Raw genomic sequence first — 22,153 nt, forward strand, 5'->3', positions numbered from 1 at the left:
CGTCGCGATGTGCGGGTCAGGCCACGAGTGCGCGCCTGTGGCAGCGGGCGGTGTACGCGGCGGCGGTCTCGCCCGGGGCCGGGGCGGGCAGCGCGGCCCTGACCTCGGCCACCAGATCGGTGTGCGCGGGTTGGTCCGCCGGGGTCAGGGGGCGGCACCAGATCGTGGCCAGGTGCGTGTAGGCGACGCGGGTGAGGTGCTCCTCGAAGACGTCGCTCGCGGAGCGGTCCTGGTTGGCGTCGGCCAGGGCGCGGAGGGTGCCGGTGGCCAGGGCGCGGACGGAGCGGCGGTCCCCGGCGTTCTGGGGGGTCATGGCCAGCGGGGCGCTGGCGGGTCCGTCGACAGCCCGACCGCGAGTGGTGGGGATCGCGTCGGCGGGCACCGTACGGGCGGCGTCGGCCCTGCGGGCGGCGGGCACGGCACGCTCCCACTGGGCTCGCCGGTCGGCGGGACGCTGCTGCGGCCGGGCGACCTTGAGGGTCTGGACGGTGGCGCGGCGGTGGCGGGTGACGTCGACGGCGAGCCGCTCCTCGCGCGCCCAGTTGCTGTACTGGCGGCGCCAGGCGTAGTCGGTGATGTCCACGTCGACGAGGCGGTTGCTGGAGCTGCAGCGGATTGCGGCGTCGACGCCGGCCTTGCCGGTGTGGTGCGGGACGAGCTTGAGCAGGTAGGTGCCGCGGTGGGGGGTCACGGCTACCCATGTGCCGCAGTCCGGGCACACCAGCGAGATGCGGCGGGTCTGCGTGGTTTCCACGGTCCGCATGTCGATGTGTCCGGGCGACAGGGTGGAGAGAACGATCGCGTCGAGGGGGCTGACGCGGGAGGTACGGGTGCGGCCCAGGCGCTTAGCGGCCTTGGGCACGGTGAGCTCAGGCATGGCGACTCCTCGGCAGGAAGAGGGGGTGTTCCCGGGGCGGATGCTCTCTCCACCCACCAGGTCCACGAGCCAACAGCCCGAATCCCGGCGGACAGACAGCGCATCAACGCTGAGGTCGTACAAGCAGTCCTGCCGGCCGGGGGGTTTGGTTGTAACTACCGCCTCCGACCACCTGCCCGCCTCCGAAGAGACCAGCTGCAGAAACTGCGGTGGTGCTCGTGCTGTTCAGCGGGAGAGGCGACCACTCTTCGAGCAGACCCCTTTGCTGACATAGCTAACTTAGCTGATAGGGTTGGGGTTGTGTCAAGCAGTTCGCTAATGAAGCTAGGGAAGCTGCCTAAGTCGAGGGGGTCGTCTTACGATGTCGCTCATGAACAACGAGGCCGTGCAGCCGTACCAACGGATCGCCCAGGACTACAGCGAGAAGATCCGCCAGGGACGACTCGCTGCCGGCACGAAGCTGCCCGGCATCCGAGAACTCTCCGAGGAGTACGGCGTCGCGGCAGGCACCGTCCAGCGAGCTCTCACCGAACTGCGCAACGCGGGGCTGATCTACTCCCATCAGGGACGTGGGTCCTTCGTCAGCGGCGCAACTGGTAAGTCCGCCCAGGACCCAACTGCACTCGCCATCGAGGCGCTTCAGTCCCAGGTCGCCGAACTCACTGCCCGCCTGGACAAGCTCGAGAGAAGGCGCGATGGCTGACGCCGACTCCCACCTTTCACGCTGCATGTCTTTCGCTCCTTGGTCGCTGTCTGCGTCGCTACCAAAGTTGTAGGACCGAGCGTGGATTGCGTTCTAGGCCTGACATGTGTCCAGCCGACGGGACACAACAATCGGAGACATGAAGGGGATTCAGTGTGGGGCAGAAGCCGAACGTCTTAACCCCCGAGGCATCGCCCTTGCATCGCTTCGGCTACCAGATGCGAGACCTGCGAGAACGGCGCAACCACACCCTGCGCAGCCTGGCGGAGGCGACCTTCATCTCCTACTCCAAGCTCTGGAAATGGGAGAACGCACAGCGGGCGCCGAAACATCGCTCGGAGGTTGAGCAGCTCGACCGGGTGCTCGTCGGCCAAGGGCTCCTGGTGGAGTTATGGGCTCGTATTGGTGTGGACGCTTCCCCACCATGCGATGTGTCCGTTCCGGGGGTCCATGTGTCCGAATCATCTCCACACCTGGCCCTACCCGCCTCTGGACAGGCAGGCTCGAACGATGACGACACGGACACGGTCGTCGTCCCCTGCCGCGTCCACGGAAGGATCCTCTTCGTGCCCGTGCCCCGCCGCGTTGTCCTCGCGTCTGGCTTCGCCGGACTGGCCGCGACAGCGATTCCGGCCCCGACAGCGACCGCCGCCACTACAGCCGCCGACATGGTCTCTCCCATTGAGCACTTCTCGCAGCTCCGCCGCGTGATGATCCAGACCGATAACTTGATCGGCCCTCGACACGTCCTGCCCGCGCTCCAGCAGCACCTGGCCCGGCTTACCAGCCGCCGCCGGGCCTCCCGTGGTGCCGACGCTGCCGAGCTCCTCGCGCTTGAAACCCGATACGAGGAACTCGCTGGCTGGCTGGCGCAAGACATTGGGGACGAGCGAACCGCCCACGGTCACACGGCGAAGGCCCTGGATGCGTCCCACATCACCGGCGACACTGATCTCACGGCATACATTCTCGGCCGCAAGGCCCAGCTCGCCGTCGACACCGGCCTTGCTGCCGACGCACTCGGCCTTGCCGCCGCTGCCCGACGCACTGCCCGCCCCGGCAGCCGCCTCGAAGTCATCGCAGTCATGCACCAAGCACACGCACACGCCGTTCTAGGCGACGGCACTGAGGCTCTGACCTCGTATGACACTGCCCTTGCTCTCCTCGGGCGCGCGGACACCGACGGGGTATGGGGCTCCTGGCTCGACGAGGCATACGTGAGCACGGCCCGTGCTCGTTCCCTGGCCGCACTCGGCGAGTACGAGCAGGCAGCAGCAGGTTTCGACACCGCCATCGCTGCACTGCCGGCCGCCTATCGACGCGACCGCGGCGTTTACCTCGCCCGCGCAGCCCGCGCCCACGCAGGTGCCGGCAACCTCCCCCTCGCTGCTCAGATCGGCCTACAAGCTGTCGGGATCGCGGCTGAGACCGGCTCGGCGCGCATCGTGAGCCAGCTCGATCGACTCGACCGAGTTCTCGCCGCGGCCGGCGACAAAGAGGGCATCGCCGAATTCCGCGCCGCGCTCGATCAGATCGTCCTGCACCCTGCCTAACGCCACCCGGCCCTACTCACTTCTGGAGACTTCCGTGCCTCGCCCGTTTGTCCTGCTGTCCGCCGCCGTCTCCCTCGACGGCTACCTCGACACCCGGCCGGGCGAGGACCGGCTCCTGCTCTCCAACGCCGCCGACTTCGACCGTGTCGACTCAGTACGTGCCTCCGTCGACGCCATCCTCGTTGGCGCTGGCACCCTTCGAGCTGACAACCCCCGGCTCCTCGTCAACTCGCCCGAGCGGAGGGCGGCCCGGGTCGCCTCAGGTCTTCCCGAGTACCCGCTGAAGGTCACCATCACCGGGACGGGCGACCTCGACCCTGCCTGGAAGTTCTGGCACCACGGAGGCAAGAAGCTGGTTCTCGCCGTTGGAGATGAAGCAATAGGAAAGGCCCGCGCCAATCTCGGCGACCTCGCCACCATCCAGGGCATCCCCACTGAAGCAACATGGCAGACCGCGCTCGACATCCTCGGTGATGTCTACGGTGTCCAGCGGCTCATGGTCGAAGGTGGCGGCACCATCCACACCCAGCTCCTCGAGGAAGCCCTCGCCGACGAACTCCAGCTCGTCATCGCCCCACTTCTCGTCGGCCAGTCTGATGCCGTACGGATGCTCGGGCCCGCCAACTACCTCGGTGGCCCCTCGGCCCGGCTCCGGCTGTTGGAAACGAAGCCAATCGGCGACGTGGTGCTCCTGCGCTACGCCCCCAAGGACATCTCCATGGAGCCCCGATGAACACCAGGCATTCCCCATCAAGCTCGAGTGCTCCGGGCATCGGCAGTTCCCCCAACGCTGCGGACTGCCGCTGGCTCGCCCTTGCGTGCGAACTTGCTGTCCTCTGCCCGCCCTCGACGACCGCGTTCTCCGTCGGTGCGGTCATCGTCGCGTCCGACGGAACCGAGCTTGCCCGTGGTCACTCCCGAGAGTCCGACCCACATGACCATGCTGAAGAAGCTGCACTCGCCAAGCTCCCCACCGAGGATCCGCGGCTTGCCACTGCCACGCTCTACAGCTCGCTAGAACCCTGCGCAAAGCGTGCCTCCCGAGCACGGGCCTGCTCCCAGCTCATCCACGACGCCCACATCCCTCGCGTCGTCACCGCCTGGCGCGAGCCCGATACCTTCGTCCCGGGCGCCGACGGCACTGAACTCCTTGAGTCCGCTGGTGTCGCCGTCGTGGAACTTCCTGAGTATGCGGACGCCGCTCAGCGGCCGAACCGCCATCTACTCAGCGGCGGTGACAGGTAAAAACGAGTCAGCGCAGCTCGTACAGCCATGCATCGTCTGTACGGCGCCGAGAGGTCGTCGTAGCCACACCGGGAAAACAGCATCAGCCCCCTTCCAAGGACCGGATGTTGTATCTTTCAGAGATCTGTCGATCATGAGAGGTCACGCCATGCCCGACCCGGACCGCCTGAGGCAGGTCGATGCCCTGCTAGACGGCCTGGACGATGTCCTGCCTCTACCACGGGTGCGCTCACAGCTGCGCCTCGCAGCCGGACTCACACAGAAGGATGTCGCCGACGTCGTGGGCGTGAAGCGTGTGGCAGTGGCGCGTTGGGAGTTGGGCGAGGCCCACCCCCGGCGCCCGCACCGCGAGGTCTACCTTCACCTACTCAAGGGGTTGGCGGAGCGTTTCCCTGAGGCCGCGAAGGTGGACGAGGGCATGCCGACGCCGGCCTCCAAAGGGGGGTCGGGATGACCTAAGGCCATCGGCCGCGCGCGCCAGGCGGATTAACCACCCGCTCCTCGCACGGCCCGTCTACCGACCGGATTAACCACCCGCGTCGGCCGCTCAGGTCCCAGTTGACGCTGGTCCTGAGCTGCGGCTCACCGAGCCGCTCGTTTTCACCCGGCCCCTAACCAGGGCCACCACCACCGGCCACTAACCAAGGCCACCACAGCCGTAGCAGTACCGATCCGCCTTACCCGCAGGCCCCCACCACAGGGGCTTCACGGTTCAGCAGTACCGGGAGGGGAGGAGAAGTCCCCCCCGCCCGATCGGTGTCTGCCCCGCTTCTCACGAAGGGGGGCTCACCCGTCACATCCACACACCCGGTCGTCCAGCCCGAGGGGCGAGGTCGTCCAGCTATATGGAGAGCAGGTCGTTTCTCATAGTGCACGACGTGGTGTCCCCTTGTCAGCTTGACGTTGCCCGTTTCAACCCGGTTCGAGCTCGACGAATGTCCCCCGTGTCGGGACCAGCGTCCGGTTCGCTAGTGTTTGCGGCGTTCATACCGGAAATCAGATTTCCGGTCCGGAGCCACAAGCGCAGCGCTCTCGGGGCGGGCTCGACAAGCGTGGTCACGGCGTCTGCCGCCTCGCTCGTGCACTCGCGCGCAGAGCTCGTCGACAGCTCCGTCGACCGCGGTGTCCTCGAGGACGTCGCCCCATGGGGCGGGACGGGATCCAAGATTCTTACCCGCCCGGTGGGAGCGATCGGCGTTCCCGCCGCTCCAAGTCCCTTGTCCGCAGGGGCCGTGCGCAAGTCTGCTGAGATGATCTACATCTCGCACCCTCGGACCGGCCGGTGAGCGCCGTAGCTGCGCCAGCCGGCGTGATGCTGCCCGCTCCCCACCGTTGCGTCGATGACGCCGACGCGGTCGCCGTGTTACCTGAGCTGTTCGTGGCCGAGGCGTCGCAGTGGCTGTCGACGTCGTCCGGCCGGATCGCGGGCGAGGGCTACAGCTGGATGCAAGCGGTCCACTGGGTCGCCGGGTCCGGGCTGTACCAGCCGCGGCAGCATCGGTCCCACGGGCCGCGCTCCTTCGGGCCGACGACCGTGCGAGTCGCCCAGGAGCTCGCGGCGCTGTTTCCGTGCCGTCCGGGCGTCGAGTATCTGGTTCGCCGTACGGGTCTGTCGGAGCGGTCGGTGGAGTACCACCTGGGGATGCTGCGGGAGACGGGGCTGATCGCGTACATCGTGCGGGGGACCCGGGTGCGCGGTGAGTCGGCGCAGGCGAGCGAGTTCGCCCGGATGATCCCTCGTGAGTTCGACGTCGCGCTGGGCGTCCGCACGGTGCTGCGGGACGAGACCGCGCCCGCGTACACGCGGGCCATGACCGGGATCACTGAGGCGAGCCGGGAGCTAATGGCGAAGCTGGCCAAGAAGGCGTCCCAGAAGGTCCGCCGGCCCCGCTCGAAGACGTCCTCGAAGGCGCTGAAGGGCGGCCGGAAGGCTGCTGGCGAGGCGTCTGTGGCGGCTGTATCGGATGGGGAGCGTTGCACCCCAATGCAGGTGGGTACCTCAGGTCTTTCCACCGCGGGTACTACTTCCCTTCCCCCTGAGAACAGGCTCGCAAGCGGGGAAGGGAAGTCCCCCACCCCGAAGAAATCCAGGGCGAAGGCAGACGGTCACTGTGTTTTGAACACAGTCGGGCGGCGCTTCCAGCTGGCTCGCGAGCTCACCCAGGAGCTGGGCTGGCTGCGCGGCTGCTCGGTGGACCGGATCGCCTGGGTGGCCCGGGGCGTGGCCGATGCCGGGTGGACCGTGACCGACGTCCGGGGCTGGCTGCACCTGCGCGGCGAGGCGAAGCGGGTCCACCGCGGCTCCGGCCTGCTGGCCGTGCTGCTTGCCGGGGCGGAGACGATCCTCGACACCCCCGCCAAGCGGGCCGACGCGATCGAGCAGTGGCGCGGCGCCCAAGAGGCAGCCCGCCGTCATCGCATCCAGCAGGTCCGCGATTGCACCGAGCGCTACGAGAGCGACTGGAAGGCCCCGACGAGCCACTGCGTCTGGCAGCAGGTCAGCGAGGCGTACACCGCTGCGTTCGGCCCCAAGCCCCAGGCAGCCGCCCCCGAGACGGAGACCCTGCTCGCCGTGGACCTGGACGCCTTGGAAGCCGACGTGGTGGCGCAGGCCCGTGCGGAGGCGCGGGAACGGCTGATGGTGGGCGACACCTCGCTGATCACCGTGGCTCTCGATGCCATGGGCCGCGAGGACGCGGAGCAGCTGTACGGCGCCGATCTGGTGCGCCGTGCTCTGCAGCTGGCGAGGGGCGCCCGCAGCTCGCTGATGACGTACGGACGCCGGTAGGAGGCCGAGATGACCGAGATGACCACCACCGCTGAACAGCCCGTCGTCGACGTTCAGGAGGTGTCCGGCGTCGACCTCGCCCGGGTCGCACTGCACCAGGCCCGGGAGGCTGCCAAGAAGCGCGGCAACAGCCAGACCCGCACCCCGCGCCGTCTCCGTCAGCGCGCCGTACAGCGCGACGGGCGGGAGCCAGCCGGGTTCGGCACCGTGCTCCACGGTCTGCTGGGTGACCGAGCCTGGGAGCTCCCGGCCACCGGCGCAACCGTGGTAAACCGCTGGCCGGACATCGCAGCCTGCATCGCACCGCAGCTGCCCGACCACGTCCAGGCAGTCGCCTTCGACCCCGAGACCGGCCAGCTGGATTTGCGCCCCGACTCGCCGGCCTACGCCACCCAGCTGAGGCTGATCAGCGCCCGCATCGTTGCCGCAGCCAACCACGCGGCCGGGACTCAGACCGTCCGGGCCATCCGGGTCCTGGCCGTCGGCCAGCCCTCTGTGCCCGACCCCCGCACGGCCGCTCCGGCACCGAGGGCTGCGGGTGGGTCTGAAGCCCCGGTGAAAACTCGTGACATGGCACCCGACGGCTTTCACCGGGCCCTCGCGGCCCACCAAGCCGTCCCTCGTACCCGAGAGGTGACCCTGGACATCGCGGAGGCGGCCGCACGGCAGACCCGTGTGTTGCGGGAGCTCAGTAACCGGGCCTTCCTCGACCCGGAGTAGCTCGCCGACGAGCAGCTGGCGCCAATCGACATCACTCTCCTCCGGTGACGCCGGCGAATTCGCTGCACCGGAGACCGAACCAGATCTGAACGCGCCTTACTGAGAGGGTCCAGGTCATCCCCGCGTGCACGGGGAGCAGAGCAGGGTCCGTCCGAGGATGCGACCGCGAGGGGGTCATCCCCGCGTGCGCGGGGGAGCAGTGGGCCGGCGTGCTGATCAGGAGCGGCATCCAGGGGCCATCCCCCCGTGTGCGGGGAGCAGTTGCGGCTCTCTGCGTGAGGGCCTTCAGGGGGTCATCCCTGCGTGCGCGGGGCGCAGGCCGCGGCGCTGCGGGACCATCCCCGCGGGTGCGGGGAGCAGATGTTGGCCATGGCTGACTGCATGAGGCAGTCGGGACCATCCCCGCGTGCGCGGGGAGCAGTTGCCGCGGGCCGCCATGCCAGCGCGTTCGGTGGGTTCATCCCCGCGTGCGCGAGGAGCAGACCGTCGCCGTCGGGGCGCGGGCCAAGGGCTCGGGTTCATCCCCGCGTGCGCGGGGAGCAGCCGGTCTTCTCAATCCAGCGGGTGTCGTACTCGGGTTCATCCCCGCGTGCGCGGGGAGCAGGAGATCGGGCTGGTCATACGGGTCTCCTAGGGGGGTTCATCCCCGCGTGCGCGGGGAGCAGCTCCCCTCTGCGGGGTGGCCGGGGCCTTGGTCGGGTTCGTCCCCGCGTGCGCGGGGAGCAGACGGCACTCTGGGCCGCCCTCGACGGCGTCACGGGTTCGTCCCCGCGTGCGCGGGGAACAGACTGGCTGACCTGGCACCCTACGACGGCCACGAGCTGTTCTGCAGCACTTCCTAAGAACCCGACAATCCTGACACCGAGGCCGTCCGTACGGCCAGGCATCCACGCACGCACGGGGAAGCAGCTGCGCACTGCTCCGGGCCGCAGGACTGGAGTGGGGGTCATCCCCGCATGTGCGGGGAGCAGGGTGTGCGCTCCGCACGAGCACGGAGGGTCCGGGGGTCATCCCCGCATGTGCGGGGAGCAGACCGCCGGGACCGTCACTGCGATCGACACCCAGGGGTCATCCCCGCATGTGCGGGGAGCAGACTGGCTGAACTGGCACTTTATGACTGGGCAGGCTGTTTTGCAGCACTTCCTAAAAATCCGGCAATACGGACACTGGCACCATCCGGCGAGCAGGCATCCCCGCGTGCACGGACTTTAGGCGAGCCAGCCGCTACCCATGGGCACTTTCGCCGAATCCGGCATTTCGTGCATGCACGCCACGAGCAAGCCCTCGACGCCCTCGGTCCGGAGCCGCAACCTCGATCCCGTCAACACGCCCGGCCAGCAGGGGCGGGGGAGCAGTCGCGGTGCCGGACGATGCGCTAGCTCCGATTGAGGCTGCCCGGGCACAGTGCCGCCAAAGTTACGGTGTCTGAGGCCGCTGGCTTGCGTCGGGCGCGAGACCAAAGCCAAGCGAGCTATTCCGAGGCGTCGGCGGCCGTGCGGTGAAGAACGTGTTTGTCCAGGACGATGGTGTTGCTGCTTCGGACGGTGCCGTGGAGGTCCGAAAGGTTGCCGTCGAGGTGAATGGCCCTTCCCTCCGTGCGGTAGGTACCCGTGTTGACGCCGATCTTGAACACGGGGCAATTGTCCAGGTTGCAGATCACGTTGTTGATCTGCTCGAAACGGCCGTCCGCGGTGAAGGTCAGCTTCTGGATGTAGAGGGTGATTCCCGGGCGGTCCTTGTCGACGGGTTCGGTCCACTGCCCTGTCAGCCGGGCCTGGTGCGCGGCCGGGGCGTCGGCCCCCGCCACCTGGGCGGCGGCAGAGCCACTGGTGGCCGTCATGGCGGCCAGGAGCAGCAGTGCGGTGCCCAATGCTGACTGAAGAAGCTGCGCGACTCCCTGGACCGCTTCGAAGCTGCGCTGGTGGAGGGCACGACCGGTGGGGTGGCGATCGTGAAGAAGAACGGCGGCCCGTGGATCCGGGTCTCGCCCCGGCCCAAGCAGGAGGAGCCGGAGAACCTGGTGGCCGTGAAGGGTGAGATCGAGCGGCGTTGGGGGACCATCGACCTGCTGGACATCCTGAAGTACGCCGAGTTCGACACTGACTTCACCGCCGAGTTCACCTCTGTGGCCACCCGCGAGAATCTGTCGAAGGACACGCTGCGGCGCCGGCTGCTGCTGGTGCTGTTCGGGCTGGGCACCAACATGGGGATCAAGCGGGTCGCGGTGACCGGCAAGCACGGTGAGAGCGAGGCGACGCTGCGGCGGGTGCGGCACCTGTTCGTGAACCGGACCAACATGCGTGCCGCGCTGGTGAAGCTGGTCAACGCCACCTTCGCCGCCCGCGACGAGCTCTGGTGGGGCACCGGTACGGCGTGCGCCTCTGACAGCCGCAAGTTCGGCTCCTGGTCCTCGAACCTGATGACGGAGTGGCACAACCGCTACCGAGGTCCGGGAGTGATGATCTACTGGCACGTCGAGCGGAAGTCGGTGTGCATCTACTCCCAGCTCAAGTCTTGTTCGGCCTCCGAGGTCGCCGCGATGATCGAGGGCGTGCTGCGGCACTGCACCGACATGGAGGTCGACCGGCAGTACACCGACACCCACGGCGCTTCCATCGTGGGGTTCGCGTTCGCGCACATGCTCGACTTCAAGCTGATGCCCCGTTTGAAGAACATCGGGTCAGCGAAGCTGTACCGGCCAGCTGCCGGCGAGGACGCGAACTGGCCGACCCTGGCGCCGGTGCTGTCCACCCGCACGATCGACTGGGACCTGATCGCCCAGCAGTACGACCAGATCGTGAAGTACACCACCGCGCTGCGGCTGGGTACCGCCGAGGCCGAGCAGGTGCTGCGGCGCTTCACCAAGAACGGCCCTAAGCACCCGACCTACCAGGCGATCGAGGAGCTGGGCCGGGCGGTGCGGACCTCGTTCGTCTGCGACTACCTAGCCGACGTCTAGATGCGCCAGGAGATCGGCGAGGGCCTGCAGGTGGTCGAGAACTGGAACTCGGCGAACCAGGACCTGTTCTACGGCAAAGACGGCGACCTGACCGGCGCGGACAAGGAGAGCCAGGAGGTCAGCATGCTGGCGCTGCACCTGCTCCAGTCGGCGCTGGTCCACGTCAACACCCTGCTGATGCAGCAGGTTCTGGCCGATCCGAAGTGGGCGGACCGGCTCACCGACGCCGACCGCCGGGGCCTGTCGCCGCTGTTCTGGACCCACGTGAACCCGTACGGCCGGTTCGAGCTGGACATGAACAGCCGCCTGGACCTGGAGCCTGCGGCCGCGGTGACAGTGCCTGGCCCGCGTAATCCGCAGAGCGAGGTCTCAGCTACAAGGTGACCCGAGCTACTACCGGATGGTCGTAGAGCCCGGGAAGGTGCACCGGGAGGCCCGTCGGTAGGCAGCGGCCGCGGCAGCCGATGCCGGACAGTCGGGGCGAGGGCGTGGATCAGCTCGGGGTTGTGGTGCCAGCGCCCAGCTGCCGCTCGATCTCCGCGGTCGGGAACGGCGTCTGCTTGCTCTCGGTGAGCAGACGGCGGAAGAAGGAGTCCACGACGACGGTAGGGCGTGCGTGCCGGTCGATGATGGCCGTGATCTCGGGCGGCACGTCGCCGGGTCGCCGACCCGAGATCCAGTCGCGCAGGAAAACTTCGCGTTCCGTGTCACCGCGCACGCCGTCGAGCAAGTGGTACTGGAGCAGGTGGCTCGCGGTGTAGCAGTGGTCGTACGCGAGGTGGTCCGAGAGGAAGTTGGACTCGTCCGCCGAAAGGTCGAAGCGGGAGCTCAGGGCAAGTCCGAAGTCAGCGAAGTAGAGCCGGCGGCCGTCGGTCAGGATGTTGGCAAAGTGAGCATCGAAGTGGACGAGTCCGCGAGAACTCATGAAGGCGGCACCGCTCATCAGAGCTTCCTCCACCCAGCGGAAGGGCGACCCGTCCCCGCCTCCCGGCACGGCGGCTTTGCGGTGGTCGGCCAGCCATTCGGCGAGTGTGTGCGGCACGTGCTCCAAGAAGACCACCAGGCTGCACGAGGAGCGGCCGATGGCCTCCAGCCGGTGACGAACGGCGGGTGATCCCTCCCAGTGTGCGACGGCCCCCTCTAGGCCCCCGAAGTCGTCGGTGAATCCTTCGGGAGGGGAGTCGGGCAGAACCCGCCAGTGGTACATCAGGGGGAAGCCCGCGTACTCGTCGCCCAGAACCCAGTTCGTGGCCATGGTGTGCACGGCAAGCTCCCGCCAGGCACCGAACCCGGCCGAGCCCACCCCGTACTGGTAGAACATCGGCAGGTCGAAGACGTTCGCGGTCGACCGCGCGTTCTCCGGGCGCAATTCGATGTCCGTCAAAGGGATCCGCTTGACGAAGACGCGCGTTCCATCGATGTCTAGCTCTACCGACCTGCCGCCGATGCCCGACCCGAGCGGGGTGGCAGCTGCCACGGCCTCCCCGAGCCGATGGTCGCTCAGCAAGGAGAGCTGAGTGCTCACGGTCCCGTAGGCGGCAAGCCGCGCTGCGTACGTGGCGTCGCGGTGGTGCATCAACAGCTCCTCGGTGCCCCGAACCAAGGGCGTCGTGATCATACGAACACAATCGACTCTATCCGCAAAGGTCGTCCTGTTCCCGTAAACGACCCTTTCCCGGAGCAAGATCAAGAACAGTCGCCAGGAGGAGCCCGGGTCGCGGATTCACTGTCACAACCCGTTCTCACTCAAAAATGGAACCAGGCATGTTCTGGGAATTGTTTGTGACAGCATTCGGGGTCATGACGGACCATCAGACCGCACTCGCGTCCGAAGCGGACGACGTCGAGCGTCACCCCTGCCCCCGCTGTCACGCGTCGTCAGGCTCACCCTGCCGCTCGCGCGCCGGCGCGGTCGCCGGGACTTATCACACCGGCCGCTTCACGAAAGTGCCCCGGCTCGCGAAACTCCTGCGGGTGCCGACCCCGGCCGACCGCGGTCCGGGACAGCCGTGGCGGCCTGGCACCCCCGCGCCCGCGCCCATCGACCCGGACACCCCGAGCGCGGACATCCGCATCGGCTACGCCCGCTGCTCGACCCTCACCCAGGAACTCCAGACCCAGCTGGACGCGCTCACCGCGAAGAGCATCCCCCGGGACAAGATCTTCTCCGAGAAGATCAGCACCCGGGTGCGGGTCCGCCCGAAGTTCGAGGCCGCGCTCGCTGCCGCGCGGGAGATCAAGGCGCACGCCCCGCACTGCCGGGTCATCTTCACCGTGTACGAGATGAAGCGCCTCGGGCGCGACGCCGCCGAACTGACCGCGCTCGCCGACCACCTCGCCGCCCACGGCCTGGTCCTGGAGATGCTCGCAGGTCCCCTCGCCGGGATCTACGACCCCACCGGGCACGGCCGGCTGCTGTTCGCGTTCTTCGCCGCGATGGCGGAGACCGAACGGGAGAACATCCGCGAGTCGACTCTCGAAGGGCTCGACACCGCGGCCCGCAAGGGCAAGCACGGCGGCCGGCCCCCGGTCATCACCGACGACATGCTCCACACCGTCCTGCGCCGCCGCGCGGGCGGAGAGAGCGTCGAGCAAATCCAGCCCGACCTGATCATCCCCACCGGCAAGCGAAAGGGACACAACCCGAGCCTGTCCAGCATCTACCGGGCCCTGGCCGAACATGAGAAGCGGCAGGCATACCCCGAAGCCGCTACCCAGGCCCAGGCCGACTTCGCCGCCCTTCAACAGCGCGACCGCATCCCAGAGTAGTTACTCAGCGCTACACGCCACCTGGCCGTAGCTATACGAGAACAGGGCCGCCACCGGCCGCACCCGAGACGGACACCCCGGGCGCGGACATCCGCATTGGGTACGCCCGCTGCAGCCACCTCACCCAAGAGCTGCAGTCGCAGCTGGACGCGCTCAGCGCGCACGGCATCCCCCGCGACAAGATCTTCTCGGAGAAGATCAGCACCCGCATCCGGGTCCGGCCCCAGTTCGAGGCCGCGCTCACCCTCGCCCGCGAGATCAAGGCCCACGCCCCGCACTGCCGCGTGCTATTCACCGTCTACGAGATGAAGCGGCTCGGCCGCGATGCCGCCGAACTCACCGCGCTGGCCGACCACCTCACCGCCCACGGCCTGGTCCTGGAGATGCTGGCCGGCCCGCTGCCCGGCATCTACGACCCGTCCGGCCCCGGCCGAATGCTGTTCGGGTTCTTCGCCGCGATGGCCGAGACCGAGCGCGAGAGCATCCGCGAGGCCACCCTCGAAGGACTCGACGCCGCCTCCCGCAAGGGCAAGCACGGCGGCCGGCCCCCGGTCATCACCGACGACATGCTGCACACCGTGCTGCGGCGCCGGGCAGCGGGCGAGTCCGTCGAGCAGATCCGCCCCGACCTGATCATCCCCACTGGCAAGCGCAAGGGCCAGAACCCGGGCCTAGCCAGCATCTACCGGGCGCTCGCCGAGCACGAGAAGGCCCAGGCGTACCCGGAAGCCGTCGAGCAAGCCCACGCCGACTTCGTCGCCCTTAGCCAGCCCAATAACCAGAAGTGACAACTGGTCACTCTCTGATACTTGTCGGGCGGCGGCAGCTATACGAGAGCACGGCCGCCACTACGGGTACCGTCGCCAAGCCGAGGGTTGGGCTCTACCACTTCACCGCGCGCGACTCGTTCGACACCCTCTGACCGGGCGCGGCGCGGCTGCCCCGCAGCTGGTGGGCGATGGCCTGCTGATGAGAATCTGTGAAATCGGCCAGTACTGCTCTTCATTCCCCGGTCGATTGCTGTCGGCAACGAGGTGGGGCGTTCGTTGGTTACCAGGCAGCCGCTGTCTCCGGAGATCCGGAACAGCAGTCAGGGCCCGATCTCGACGCAGGTCGCGTGCGCGGAGACGATGACCGCGGAACTGGAGTCGTTGTACACGAGGGCAGTCCACGAGTTGTCGTCCTGATCGGGGCGGCCTCCGAGTACCTGGAAACCGGCGGGCAGAAAGGGCTCGTTCACGAGGTAACTGCCGCTGAGCAGCCTGTATCCCGTAGGGCAGGCGGCGGTGACGGATCCAGAACGCGAGAAGGGGGGAATGCTGGTCTGGTTCGTCACGATCTGGTACTGGCCGAGCCCCGGGGGGCCGGGCGGACCGGACGGGCCGGGCGAGCCCGCTGGACCGGGTGGACCGGAGGAGCCGGGCGGACCGGACTGGTTCCAGTTGAGCGGCGTCTCCAGTTGTGGCAGACACTGCTGTTGGGCCGAGTCGATGACTCTCACAGTCCCGGTCCCTTGACCGATACAACCGTGAATGACGCCATCACTGTCCGGAATGCTGGCCACCGCCACCCCCGCGATGACACCGGACACGCCAACGGCTGTCACGACGCCGACCATCCATCTCCTGCGCCGCTCGGACAGCATCTGCCATCTCACTCGCATCGCGTGCTCCTTCGTCGCAGAGGGAGTTCACCGTCACACACCGCTCTCCCGGACGACCGCGAGCCACCCCGCCATGCGAGGCAGGATCACACGAAAGATCTGGTCCGGGAGGCACTCGGGCGGCCCCTCCCGATTGGTACCCGAATGCGCCGGGACACCTCAGGTGGGAATCGGGTAAGCAGGTCTGGGGGACACCTCGAGCGCGGGTGGGGAAGTTCAAGGAGCCTCATCACTGCACAGCCCGGGCACAGAAGCAGCAGCCGCCGCTTCATTGAAAGCGGCTGCCCGACACGAACTCGACGCCGAGGGGCCGTACCGCTCGCTGCTGTTGGCGACGGCGATCGGGGACAGGTCGACTGCGGTGACCTTCACACCCTGCTTGGCGAGGTAGGCCGCGGCCCGGCCGGTGCCGGTGCCGCTGCCGATCTCGAGGGCGGTTGCCGGGTTCCCGAGGATCTCCATGCCAGGGTCGGCGGGGTGGTCGGTGTACTGGGTCCAGCGGAGCACGGGATCGCTGTTGGAGGGGTCCTTCCACGCGCCGTCGGCGAAGGTGTCCCAGAGGACCTGCTCGTGCTCATAGTTGTGCGGTGCGCTGGTCACGGTGATGTCCTTCGGTAAAGCAGGAGGGGCCCCGCCGGTCGCGCTGGCGGGGCCCACACCCGAGGGCGGTTCGGTCGTGGAGGTGGACGGTTTTGGCCGCCCTTCCGCCGTCAGATCAGCTTGATCTCGATCGCCAAGGCGCCCAGGGCTTCCTTTTCGGGGTCGTAGATGGCGCGGATGTTGTCGAGCTGCCGCTCACGGCTGGAGGCAGGGTTGACCTTCTCCGGGCCCTCGCCGTCCAGGAGGGACTCGAAGGTCTCGTACTCGGTGACGCGGATGACTTCGACCTCGCACCGCTCGTCGGTGTCCTTGATGCGGAATTCGATCCGGTCGCCGGCCTTGAGGTTCTCCAGGTGGGGGTATTTCACCCGGACCTCGATCGTCTTGGTGCCAGCGGCCACCAGCTCGAAGTACTGGCGGTACAGGTTGAGGCGGTGGACGTGGTGCGCGGGGCCGGTGCTCATCAGAGGTACGCCAGGACCCGGTTCCGGAGGGTGTCGTCCTCGATCACGTCCACGTTTTTCCAGGCGTAGCCGCTGACCTCTTCCTCCTGGAGGGTGACGTCGGCGTCACGGTCGAGGCGGAACAGGAACCGGTAGTCGATGTGCTGGTGGTCTTCCTCGCCCTTGGCCGGGTTGGCGGGGATGGGGTGGATGTCGATATGGATGGGCTCGGGGTGGGCAAGGGAGATCGCGACGCCTTCGAGTCCGGCTTCCTCGATCAGCTCGCGGAGGGCCGCCTCGGCCAGGGTGGTGTCGGTGTCCTCCACATGCCCGCCGGGCAGCAGCCACTTCCCGAGGGCGTTGTGGTGGATGTGCAGGACGCGGCCGTCCGCGTCGAGCAGGATCGCGCCAGCGGTCACGTGACCTCGCATTTCCTTGCGGCTGGTGATCTCTCCGGCGGTGTCGAGGAGATCGAAGACCGGCTCCAGGTTGCGCTTCTCCTCGCGATGGGCGTCGAGGTAGACGGTCGTGACGGTGCGGATGTGGGCGTGGCTGATAGGCACGTGCGGTCCTTACCGGTTGTAGTGGTCGAGCCAGATGGAGGCGATGTCGCGGCGGTCGCTATCGGGGATCTCATGGATACCGGGTCCCAGGTCACCGCGGGCGAGTATCCGTACCGCGGCGATGAGTTCTGCCTGGACGAGGTAAATGAAGGGACCGACCGAGGCGCCGTGCAGGAAGTTGACGGCGTTGCCGTCGTTGAGCAGGAAGAACACATGACCGGAGTCGGACGCGTACCGGGTGACGTGCTCGCCGGCCTCGCTGGTGACGTAGCAGGGCGGCAGCCGGTTCAGGTCGAGTTCGTCTTCGCTGCTGGTGACGGTGGCGACGTAGGCGCCGGAGCGCAGGCGGGGAAAGTCGTCTCCGCGAAGGGCGAGCGATCCGGTGGCGCACAGCACCAGTCCGGCCGAGCCGATGGCGGTGGTGCGGTCTTGGGCGACGGTGAAGCCCTGGGCGAGGGCTTGGGTTCGGCGGACGGGGTCGATGTCGTAGACGGTGACGTGAACGCCCTTGGCGTGCAGGAGTCGGGCGATGGAGCTTCCGAGCTTGCCGAAGCCGAGGACCAGGGCGCCGCGGCCGTGGAAGATGTCCCCGCGCCCGCGGGTGAGAGCCTCGGTGGAGAACACCACGGACTGCCCGACGAGGAAGTCCTCGGGGTCCTTCAGAGGAGACCGGGCGGCCGAGATGACGGGGCAGGGCAGCTTGTCGAGGTCGGCGTACTTCTGGTGGCCGTTCTCGGTGTCCTCGATCACGCCCAGGATGCGGCCGGAGAAGCGGTCGCACAGGTCACAGAGGGCGGGTGCGAAATAGCCGCCGACGTCGAAGAGGACCACCGGCTCACGGCAGGCCCGGTTTTCGAGGTAGGCGAGGGCCTTGTCCGGGTCGGTGAACATCTGCCGGGTGAGCGGGTCCACGGGTGCGGTCTGCTCGACCAGGTCGCGTGCGCTGGCGTTGATGGACTTCGGTTTCGGTAGGGTCGCCCGCAGGCCGGTCACGGTGGCGACGGCGCGGACGAATGCGGGACGCTCGGGTAGCAGATGGGTGATCAGCAGCGACGCCGGTGTGGAGTCGCAGGCGAAGGCGCGGGCCACGGTCTCGAAGTACGAGGTGAGACGGGCGAGGTCGGTCGGTTCCACGGCACTCCTCACGTCGGTGGTGCGAGGTGTCAGCGGGCGTCTGCCTGACGCAGGGCCTGGTGGTCGGCGATGACCCATTCCACACCGCCGCCCTCGGGGCGCAGGAACACCGCTTCCGGGATGACACGGCGGGTGGTGGGGTCCTCCCACTCGCCGATGAACTGGACGACGCCCTCACGGTCCCGGCCGGGATCGAAGATCCTCGCCCCCCTCGTAGAGCCAGGAGGGGCGCCTGCTCATGCCTTACCGTCCTCGGCCAGGGCTCGGCCGGCGAGGCGCAGGAACTTCTCCCAGCCGCGTTCGGCGCGGGCCCGAAGGGCGGGGCTGGGATCGGGACTACCGAACGGGTCGTCCCAGGGGGCGTACTCGGGCTGGTCCTCGATCTGGCGGGCGAGCGGACGGCGAGGGAGGTTCTCGGGCATGGGGCGTCACTCCTGCTCCGGTGTGGGTGGCAGCAGGGCACCGTACGACATGAGGGCGGTGCGGTGCCCTGCTGCTTCGGGGGAGCTGCCCGGGGGTAGTGCGGTCACCCCGGGTGGCGTGTCTTCACCGTAGGAAGACGGATAGCCCGCGCTCAACGAAATTGCGGCGAATTGCGGATTCTCACCCGAGGGAGTCGATCGCGGCCGTGATGAGGGCGCGGGCGTTGTCGCCGTAGACGGCCATTTTCGACAGGCCGGCGAACGCTTGTGCATAGTCGGCGAGTTCGCGGGGCTGGGTGATGTTGACCTCGGCGGTGAGCGTCTCGACCACAGCGTGCCGGTCGTCGTACATGTAGAACGCCTCCAGCGGCCAGATGACACGCGGGGCGCTGAACGGGATGACGCCGAGGGAGACAGATGCGAGCGGCATCACGGTGAGCAGGTGGCGGAGCTGGGCGGCCATGGTGTCGGCGTCGCCGAAGCGGGTGCGAAGCACCGACTCCTCCAGCAGCACGACGTACCGGAGTCCGCCCTCGTACAGGAAGCGGCTGCGGGCGACGCGTGCGGCCACGGCTTCGGCAACGTCGTTGGGGGTGCCCTGGAAGGTGGTGATGCTCGTCAGCAGCGCGGTGGCGTACGCCGGGGTCTGGAGGTAGCCGGGGACCACGTTGGAGACGTAGGTGCGGCAGACGCGGGCCTTCTCGTGGCGGCCGTTGACGTTCTGCTGCATGGTGCGCAGGCCGTCGCGGTGCAGGCGGCGCCACTCCACGTACATGGAGTCGACGGCGCGGGCGGTGGCGATCAGGTTCTCGATCTGCTCTTCGGCGCCGCAGGCAGCGCACCAGGCGCGGATGTCCGCGTCGGAGGGAGGAGCCTCGCCCTTCTGGATGCGTGTGGTCTTGGCGGGGTGCCAGCCGCACCGGGCGGACAGCTCACGCCCGGTCAGGCCAGCATCCTTGCGCAGGTGTGACAGGCGGACGGCGAGGGCTTCACGGGCCGCCTGGGCGCTGGAGGACGGGGAGGTGGGCATGAGCTGTCCGGCGGCTCAGACGGTGTACTGGTCGTGCGGGATGCCGCGCTCCCACACCGTTTCGAACGCCGTCTCGCACAGCTTGATCACGGCGGGGTCGTCGGAGACGGAGTACTTCGGGTCGTCCCAGTCGCCGACTCCGGTGAAGTGGTTCCAGCGGACCAACGTGTCGTCGATCAGCCAGAAGTCGTTTCCGGGCAGCGCGATGTCCGACGCCTGTCGACGCGGGAGCCAGCGCACCTGTTCCCCGGCTTCGATGTTCAGCGGGGTGGCCGCGTGCTCCCACCGGATGTAGTCGGTGACCGGCTCAGAGATGATGCGGGCCCGGCGCATCACGACGCCGCGGCCCACGGTCTCCCTGACGATCCCGAGCCATGCCGGCCACCAAGCCGCGGTGGGGTCGAGGTCGATGTGGCCGGTGCGCTTGAACTCCTCGAACTCCGCCACCTCGTCGCCCACGCTGTACACGTCGCGCATCTCCAGGTGGACCGCGCTTCGCTCAGCCGCCCTCAGCATCGTCACGAAGTCCGGCACGTTCTGCGTCATCGCACGCCTTCCTGAGTATCTGAATCATCCGGGCCGGGATCCGTACCACGGTCTCGTGGTCAGGTACGCCCCTGTGGTGGCCAGGGACCCACTCGGTCCCCGCGATCTCGTCCGTCGTCACCGGGTCGAGCTTCCATCCCTGGATGACGATCTCCTGCTTCTCCTCGTCCACCCACACGGTCGGCGATCCATCGCCCCCGGTGTTGGGGTCCATCCCGACGAACCGTAGCGCCACGACGATCTCCCCTGTCCAGCGAGTTGCGCGTATTTGCGTATGACGCTCGTCCGCGTCCGCCGGGGCGTCAAGGGCGCGAACCAGACAGGGTCCGGGAGCCGCAGTCTGATCTCTGGAAGCGGAAGGGGACCGAAGAGTTCAGGACGCCGATCCGCAATCCAGGGGCACCCCGTAGCGGGTGGCGGGGTCGCGCGTAGTAGGGCCGGTCCTTGCCGTGCGCCGTCAGTGATCCGTACGGATGCCCTGGAACCCCGGCCCCAGTCCGCGCCGCCTCGGCCGCGCCCGGCGCGGGGTAGGCACGGTCGCCGCAGCGGCGGGCTCCGGCTCCTGGGCCTGCTCCTCAACGGCGATGCCCAGGTGCCGGCGGGCGGAGTTGGTCGCGGCCGCCACCACAGCGAGGGCCTGCGCGATGCTCTCCCCGGTGCTGCCCAAGGCCTCGACGAGGGTGTCGATCGCATCCAGCGCGTCCTCGGCGGCCGCCGCGCTCCAGTCGCCCGGGCCGGTGGCGTCCACGAGATGGCACGCGGCGTCGGCGACCTGCCCGGCCCACGGTTCGACCCCGGGCGCAGCCCGCCCCAACCACTCCATTGACCCCGTCCCGATGCTGTGCCCGCCGAAGATTCCCGGGCGTGAGTGTCACACAGCGCCGCTTCTCCACACCTGTAGCAGGCGAGAGGGCTCTCTGTCCGAAAGCCCCGAGATCCTTTCGGGGAGCACCGCCGTGTAGGACAACACCACCGATGGCCGCGAGGACACTGCGGGCGACAAGCCTGCCGACGGGCACACGGGCAGGCTCCCGTAAGGGAACGCCACCAGGTCCGCGCCCCGACGTACAGCCGCCGCCACCAGTTCACAGTGGAGAACTACCGGACCGTGCTGGAGACCGCTCTTCAGCTCGCGCGGTAGACGGCTCCCTACTCGGTCAAGAGCGGCGGCGCGGCCGCCGCGTGGCGGATTGTGCGGCCGCGCCGCCCCGCTCCCGGCCTCAACAATCCGCCGCCCCAGTACTGGATCGCCCCCGGATTCCCCCATAACAACAGCAGCGAGGGGGAGCGGTCAGGAATCCCCTCGGCTCCTGTCCGGTAGGAAATCGACTCCCTTGAAGACTTCGAGACCCCTGCTGTCCAGCAGCACCCGAGCCCCACGAAGGGGTGGCGGACGGTTGCGCGCCTTGGTGGCCGCTCCCGCACTGTCCTCCTGCCACCCCGGCCTCTGCGGGGTGGGAACGCTTTTCTACCGATGGAGGACACCCATGAACCCGATGACCCTCGCCCTGCTCGTTCTGCTCGTCGGCTTCCTGTGCGCGACCGTCGTCTGCATCGTGGCCCTGTGCCGCGCCCACCGGACCGACACCGTCGCCCTGGTCGGCGAGTTGGCCGATCTGGTCTCCGTCTTCACCCGGTACCGCCGCAAGAAGCCGTAGCCCGCGGTCCCCAGGGTCGTCTCGTACGTCCCGAGCATCCCCACGCCGACGGGCACCAGGAGCACGAGCAGCCGCGGGGGCCCACCTAGAAGAGGCCGACCTGGAAGGGGCATACCTGAACAAGAGCAAGGATCCAACGGTCGAGCAGCTGGTCTCTGCCCGCCCCGCACAGACGACGGTTCTCCCGACACCTCGCTGCGAATGCCCAGGTCACGGCCCGGATCGCCGTGATGAGGGAAAAGCCATGGGTCTAGCCGCGCTGACCCGGCAGATGGAAGCCTGTAGTGCCGCGGCGGCGCCTCAGAGGACCTCGTCTCCGGGGCGCCGCTGTCGGTCACACGGCGACGGCCGCCCTCAGGGGGCGGCCCCAGCCCTGGGCTCGGTCGACCGTGTCGAGCAGCACCGGCTCCCAGCCGGCGGCCGCGAGGGCCCGCAGGTGATCCACGACGATGCGTTCCCGTCGGTCAGAGCCTCCTCGTC

At 68.3% G+C, this 22,153-nt stretch carries 21 protein-coding genes, 2 pseudogenes and 1 CRISPR repeat array; of the genes and pseudogenes, 10 read left to right on the forward strand and 13 right to left on the reverse strand.

From position 1 onward, the window contains the following. Window positions 1-16: 16 nt before the first annotated feature. Complete coding sequence (locus tag Sspor_RS00580) at window positions 17-877, reverse strand: hypothetical protein (RefSeq protein WP_237403566.1); 861 nt, start codon at window positions 875-877, stop codon at window positions 17-19. Window positions 878-1,247: 370 nt separating this feature from the next. On the opposite strand from Sspor_RS00580, the gene Sspor_RS00585 reads away from it, so the two are divergent. The 6 genes and pseudogenes from Sspor_RS00585 (at window position 1,248) to Sspor_RS00610 (ending at window position 7,886) form a co-directional block, all read left to right on the forward strand. After that, entirely contained in the window at window positions 1,248-1,580 is a 333-nt protein-coding gene (locus Sspor_RS00585; RefSeq protein ID WP_202197189.1) for a GntR family transcriptional regulator, read from the forward strand. A gap of 155 nt (window positions 1,581-1,735) precedes the next feature. Then, window positions 1,736-3,133: a helix-turn-helix domain-containing protein gene (locus Sspor_RS00590; RefSeq protein ID WP_202197190.1), complete on the forward strand. Its 1,398-nt coding sequence runs from the start codon at window positions 1,736-1,738 to the stop codon at window positions 3,131-3,133. A 34-nt stretch (window positions 3,134-3,167) separates the two neighbouring features. Next, window positions 3,168-4,378, forward strand: a pseudogene (locus Sspor_RS00595) (dihydrofolate reductase family protein). A 148-nt stretch (window positions 4,379-4,526) separates the two neighbouring features. Beyond that, complete coding sequence (locus Sspor_RS00600) at window positions 4,527-4,832, forward strand: helix-turn-helix transcriptional regulator (protein WP_202197191.1); 306 nt, start codon at window positions 4,527-4,529, stop codon at window positions 4,830-4,832. Between the two features lie 828 nt (window positions 4,833-5,660). Then, the gene (locus Sspor_RS00605) at window positions 5,661-7,166 is read left to right on the forward strand and encodes a helix-turn-helix domain-containing protein (RefSeq protein WP_308445506.1); all 1,506 of its coding nucleotides are present in this window, start codon (window positions 5,661-5,663) and stop codon (window positions 7,164-7,166) included. Window positions 7,167-7,175: 9 nt separating this feature from the next. Beyond that, window positions 7,176-7,886 (forward strand): DciA family protein, encoded by a 711-nt coding sequence (locus tag Sspor_RS00610; RefSeq protein WP_202197192.1) that lies wholly within the window; start codon window positions 7,176-7,178, stop codon window positions 7,884-7,886. 392 nt (window positions 7,887-8,278) lie between these two features. After that, a CRISPR array of direct repeats spans window positions 8,279-8,674; the repeat unit is 29 nt; unit sequence GGGTTCATCCCCGCGTGCGCGGGGAGCAG. 683 nt (window positions 8,675-9,357) lie between these two features. On the opposite strand, the gene Sspor_RS00615 is transcribed toward Sspor_RS00610, so the two are convergent. Then, the gene (locus tag Sspor_RS00615; protein ID WP_202197193.1) at window positions 9,358-9,726 is read right to left on the reverse strand and encodes a hypothetical protein; all 369 of its coding nucleotides are present in this window, start codon (window positions 9,724-9,726) and stop codon (window positions 9,358-9,360) included. 285 nt (window positions 9,727-10,011) lie between these two features. Between Sspor_RS00615 and Sspor_RS40130 the strand changes: the two are divergent. Further along, a pseudogene (locus Sspor_RS40130) lies at window positions 10,012-11,229 on the forward strand (Tn3 family transposase). Between the two features lie 109 nt (window positions 11,230-11,338). On the opposite strand, the gene Sspor_RS00630 reads toward Sspor_RS40130, so the two are convergent. Then, the gene (locus Sspor_RS00630; RefSeq protein WP_202197275.1) at window positions 11,339-12,421 is read right to left on the reverse strand and encodes a BUD32 family EKC/KEOPS complex subunit; all 1,083 of its coding nucleotides are present in this window, start codon (window positions 12,419-12,421) and stop codon (window positions 11,339-11,341) included. A 224-nt stretch (window positions 12,422-12,645) separates the two neighbouring features. On the opposite strand from Sspor_RS00630, the gene Sspor_RS00635 reads away from it, so the two are divergent. Next, on the forward strand, window positions 12,646-13,614 hold the full coding sequence (locus tag Sspor_RS00635) for a recombinase family protein (protein WP_202197196.1): 969 nt from the start codon (window positions 12,646-12,648) through the stop codon (window positions 13,612-13,614). Window positions 13,615-13,709: 95 nt separating this feature from the next. Next, window positions 13,710-14,402: a recombinase family protein gene (locus tag Sspor_RS00640; protein ID WP_202197276.1), complete on the forward strand. Its 693-nt coding sequence runs from the start codon at window positions 13,710-13,712 to the stop codon at window positions 14,400-14,402. 302 nt (window positions 14,403-14,704) lie between these two features. On the opposite strand, the gene Sspor_RS00645 is transcribed toward Sspor_RS00640, so the two are convergent. The 10 genes from Sspor_RS00645 to Sspor_RS00690 form a co-directional block, all read right to left on the reverse strand. Further along, window positions 14,705-15,232: a hypothetical protein gene (locus Sspor_RS00645; protein ID WP_202197197.1), complete on the reverse strand. Its 528-nt coding sequence runs from the start codon at window positions 15,230-15,232 to the stop codon at window positions 14,705-14,707. 261 nt (window positions 15,233-15,493) lie between these two features. Next, window positions 15,494-15,877 (reverse strand): class I SAM-dependent methyltransferase, encoded by a 384-nt coding sequence (locus tag Sspor_RS40135; RefSeq protein ID WP_237403568.1) that lies wholly within the window; start codon window positions 15,875-15,877, stop codon window positions 15,494-15,496. 110 nt (window positions 15,878-15,987) lie between these two features. Then, window positions 15,988-16,341, reverse strand: coding sequence for an ASCH domain-containing protein (locus tag Sspor_RS00655; RefSeq protein WP_202197198.1), 354 nt, complete (start codon window positions 16,339-16,341; stop codon window positions 15,988-15,990). Further along, window positions 16,341-16,883 carry an NUDIX hydrolase gene (locus tag Sspor_RS00660; RefSeq protein ID WP_202197199.1) on the reverse strand — a complete coding sequence of 181 codons (543 nt, stop codon included), beginning with the start codon at window positions 16,881-16,883 and terminating at the stop codon, window positions 16,341-16,343. Before Sspor_RS00660 ends, Sspor_RS00655 begins: the two co-directional genes overlap by 1 nt. Window positions 16,884-16,892: 9 nt before the next feature. Continuing rightward, window positions 16,893-18,017 carry an adenosylhomocysteinase gene (locus Sspor_RS00665; RefSeq protein WP_202197200.1) on the reverse strand — a complete coding sequence of 375 codons (1,125 nt, stop codon included), beginning with the start codon at window positions 18,015-18,017 and terminating at the stop codon, window positions 16,893-16,895. 236 nt (window positions 18,018-18,253) lie between these two features. Continuing rightward, a complete protein-coding gene (locus tag Sspor_RS00670) occupies window positions 18,254-18,439 on the reverse strand; it encodes a hypothetical protein (RefSeq protein ID WP_202197201.1) in 186 nt (61 codons plus the stop codon). A 181-nt stretch (window positions 18,440-18,620) separates the two neighbouring features. Further along, window positions 18,621-19,469, reverse strand: coding sequence for a helix-turn-helix domain-containing protein (locus Sspor_RS00675; protein WP_202197202.1), 849 nt, complete (start codon window positions 19,467-19,469; stop codon window positions 18,621-18,623). 15 nt (window positions 19,470-19,484) lie between these two features. Then, window positions 19,485-20,015 carry a DUF6879 family protein gene (locus tag Sspor_RS00680; RefSeq protein WP_202197203.1) on the reverse strand — a complete coding sequence of 177 codons (531 nt, stop codon included), beginning with the start codon at window positions 20,013-20,015 and terminating at the stop codon, window positions 19,485-19,487. Next, on the reverse strand, window positions 19,969-20,250 hold the full coding sequence (locus Sspor_RS00685) for a hypothetical protein (RefSeq protein ID WP_202197204.1): 282 nt from the start codon (window positions 20,248-20,250) through the stop codon (window positions 19,969-19,971). The genes Sspor_RS00680 and Sspor_RS00685 overlap by 47 nt, the downstream gene beginning before the upstream one ends. 222 nt (window positions 20,251-20,472) lie before the next feature. Then, window positions 20,473-20,838: a hypothetical protein gene (locus Sspor_RS00690; RefSeq protein ID WP_202197205.1), complete on the reverse strand. Its 366-nt coding sequence runs from the start codon at window positions 20,836-20,838 to the stop codon at window positions 20,473-20,475. Window positions 20,839-21,502: 664 nt separating this feature from the next. Between Sspor_RS00690 and Sspor_RS00695 the strand changes: the two genes are divergently transcribed. Then, window positions 21,503-21,673 (forward strand): hypothetical protein, encoded by a 171-nt coding sequence (locus Sspor_RS00695; protein ID WP_202197206.1) that lies wholly within the window; start codon window positions 21,503-21,505, stop codon window positions 21,671-21,673. Window positions 21,674-22,153: the final 480 nt, after the last annotated feature.

Origin of the sequence: Streptomyces spororaveus (genome assembly GCF_016755875.1) — a bacterium.
Classification (GTDB): domain Bacteria; phylum Actinomycetota; class Actinomycetes; order Streptomycetales; family Streptomycetaceae; genus Streptomyces; species Streptomyces spororaveus.

Bases quoted from the DNA above. Each gene is read 5' to 3' on its own strand.
- Sspor_RS00580 (WP_237403566.1), bottom strand. From the start codon at position 877: ATGCCTGAGCTCACCGTGCCCAAGGCCGCTAAGCGCCTGGGCCGCACC.
- Sspor_RS00585 (WP_202197189.1), top strand. From the start codon at position 1,248: ATGAACAACGAGGCCGTGCAGCCGTACCAACGGATCGCCCAGGACTAC.
- Sspor_RS00600 (WP_202197191.1), top strand. From the start codon at position 4,527: ATGCCCGACCCGGACCGCCTGAGGCAGGTCGATGCCCTGCTAGACGGC.
- Sspor_RS00610 (WP_202197192.1), top strand. From the start codon at position 7,176: ATGACCGAGATGACCACCACCGCTGAACAGCCCGTCGTCGACGTTCAG.
- Sspor_RS00615 (WP_202197193.1), bottom strand. From the start codon at position 9,726: ATGACGGCCACCAGTGGCTCTGCCGCCGCCCAGGTGGCGGGGGCCGAC.
- Sspor_RS00630 (WP_202197275.1), bottom strand. From the start codon at position 12,421: ATGCACCACCGCGACGCCACGTACGCAGCGCGGCTTGCCGCCTACGGG.
- Sspor_RS00635 (WP_202197196.1), top strand. From the start codon at position 12,646: ATGACGGACCATCAGACCGCACTCGCGTCCGAAGCGGACGACGTCGAG.
- Sspor_RS00645 (WP_202197197.1), bottom strand. From the start codon at position 15,232: ATGGTCGGCGTCGTGACAGCCGTTGGCGTGTCCGGTGTCATCGCGGGG.
- Sspor_RS00655 (WP_202197198.1), bottom strand. From the start codon at position 16,341: ATGAGCACCGGCCCCGCGCACCACGTCCACCGCCTCAACCTGTACCGC.
- Sspor_RS00670 (WP_202197201.1), bottom strand. From the start codon at position 18,439: ATGCCCGAGAACCTCCCTCGCCGTCCGCTCGCCCGCCAGATCGAGGAC.
- Sspor_RS00675 (WP_202197202.1), bottom strand. From the start codon at position 19,469: ATGCCCACCTCCCCGTCCTCCAGCGCCCAGGCGGCCCGTGAAGCCCTC.
- Sspor_RS00680 (WP_202197203.1), bottom strand. From the start codon at position 20,015: ATGACGCAGAACGTGCCGGACTTCGTGACGATGCTGAGGGCGGCTGAG.
- Sspor_RS00690 (WP_202197205.1), bottom strand. From the start codon at position 20,838: ATGGAGTGGTTGGGGCGGGCTGCGCCCGGGGTCGAACCGTGGGCCGGG.
- Sspor_RS00695 (WP_202197206.1), top strand. From the start codon at position 21,503: ATGAACCCGATGACCCTCGCCCTGCTCGTTCTGCTCGTCGGCTTCCTG.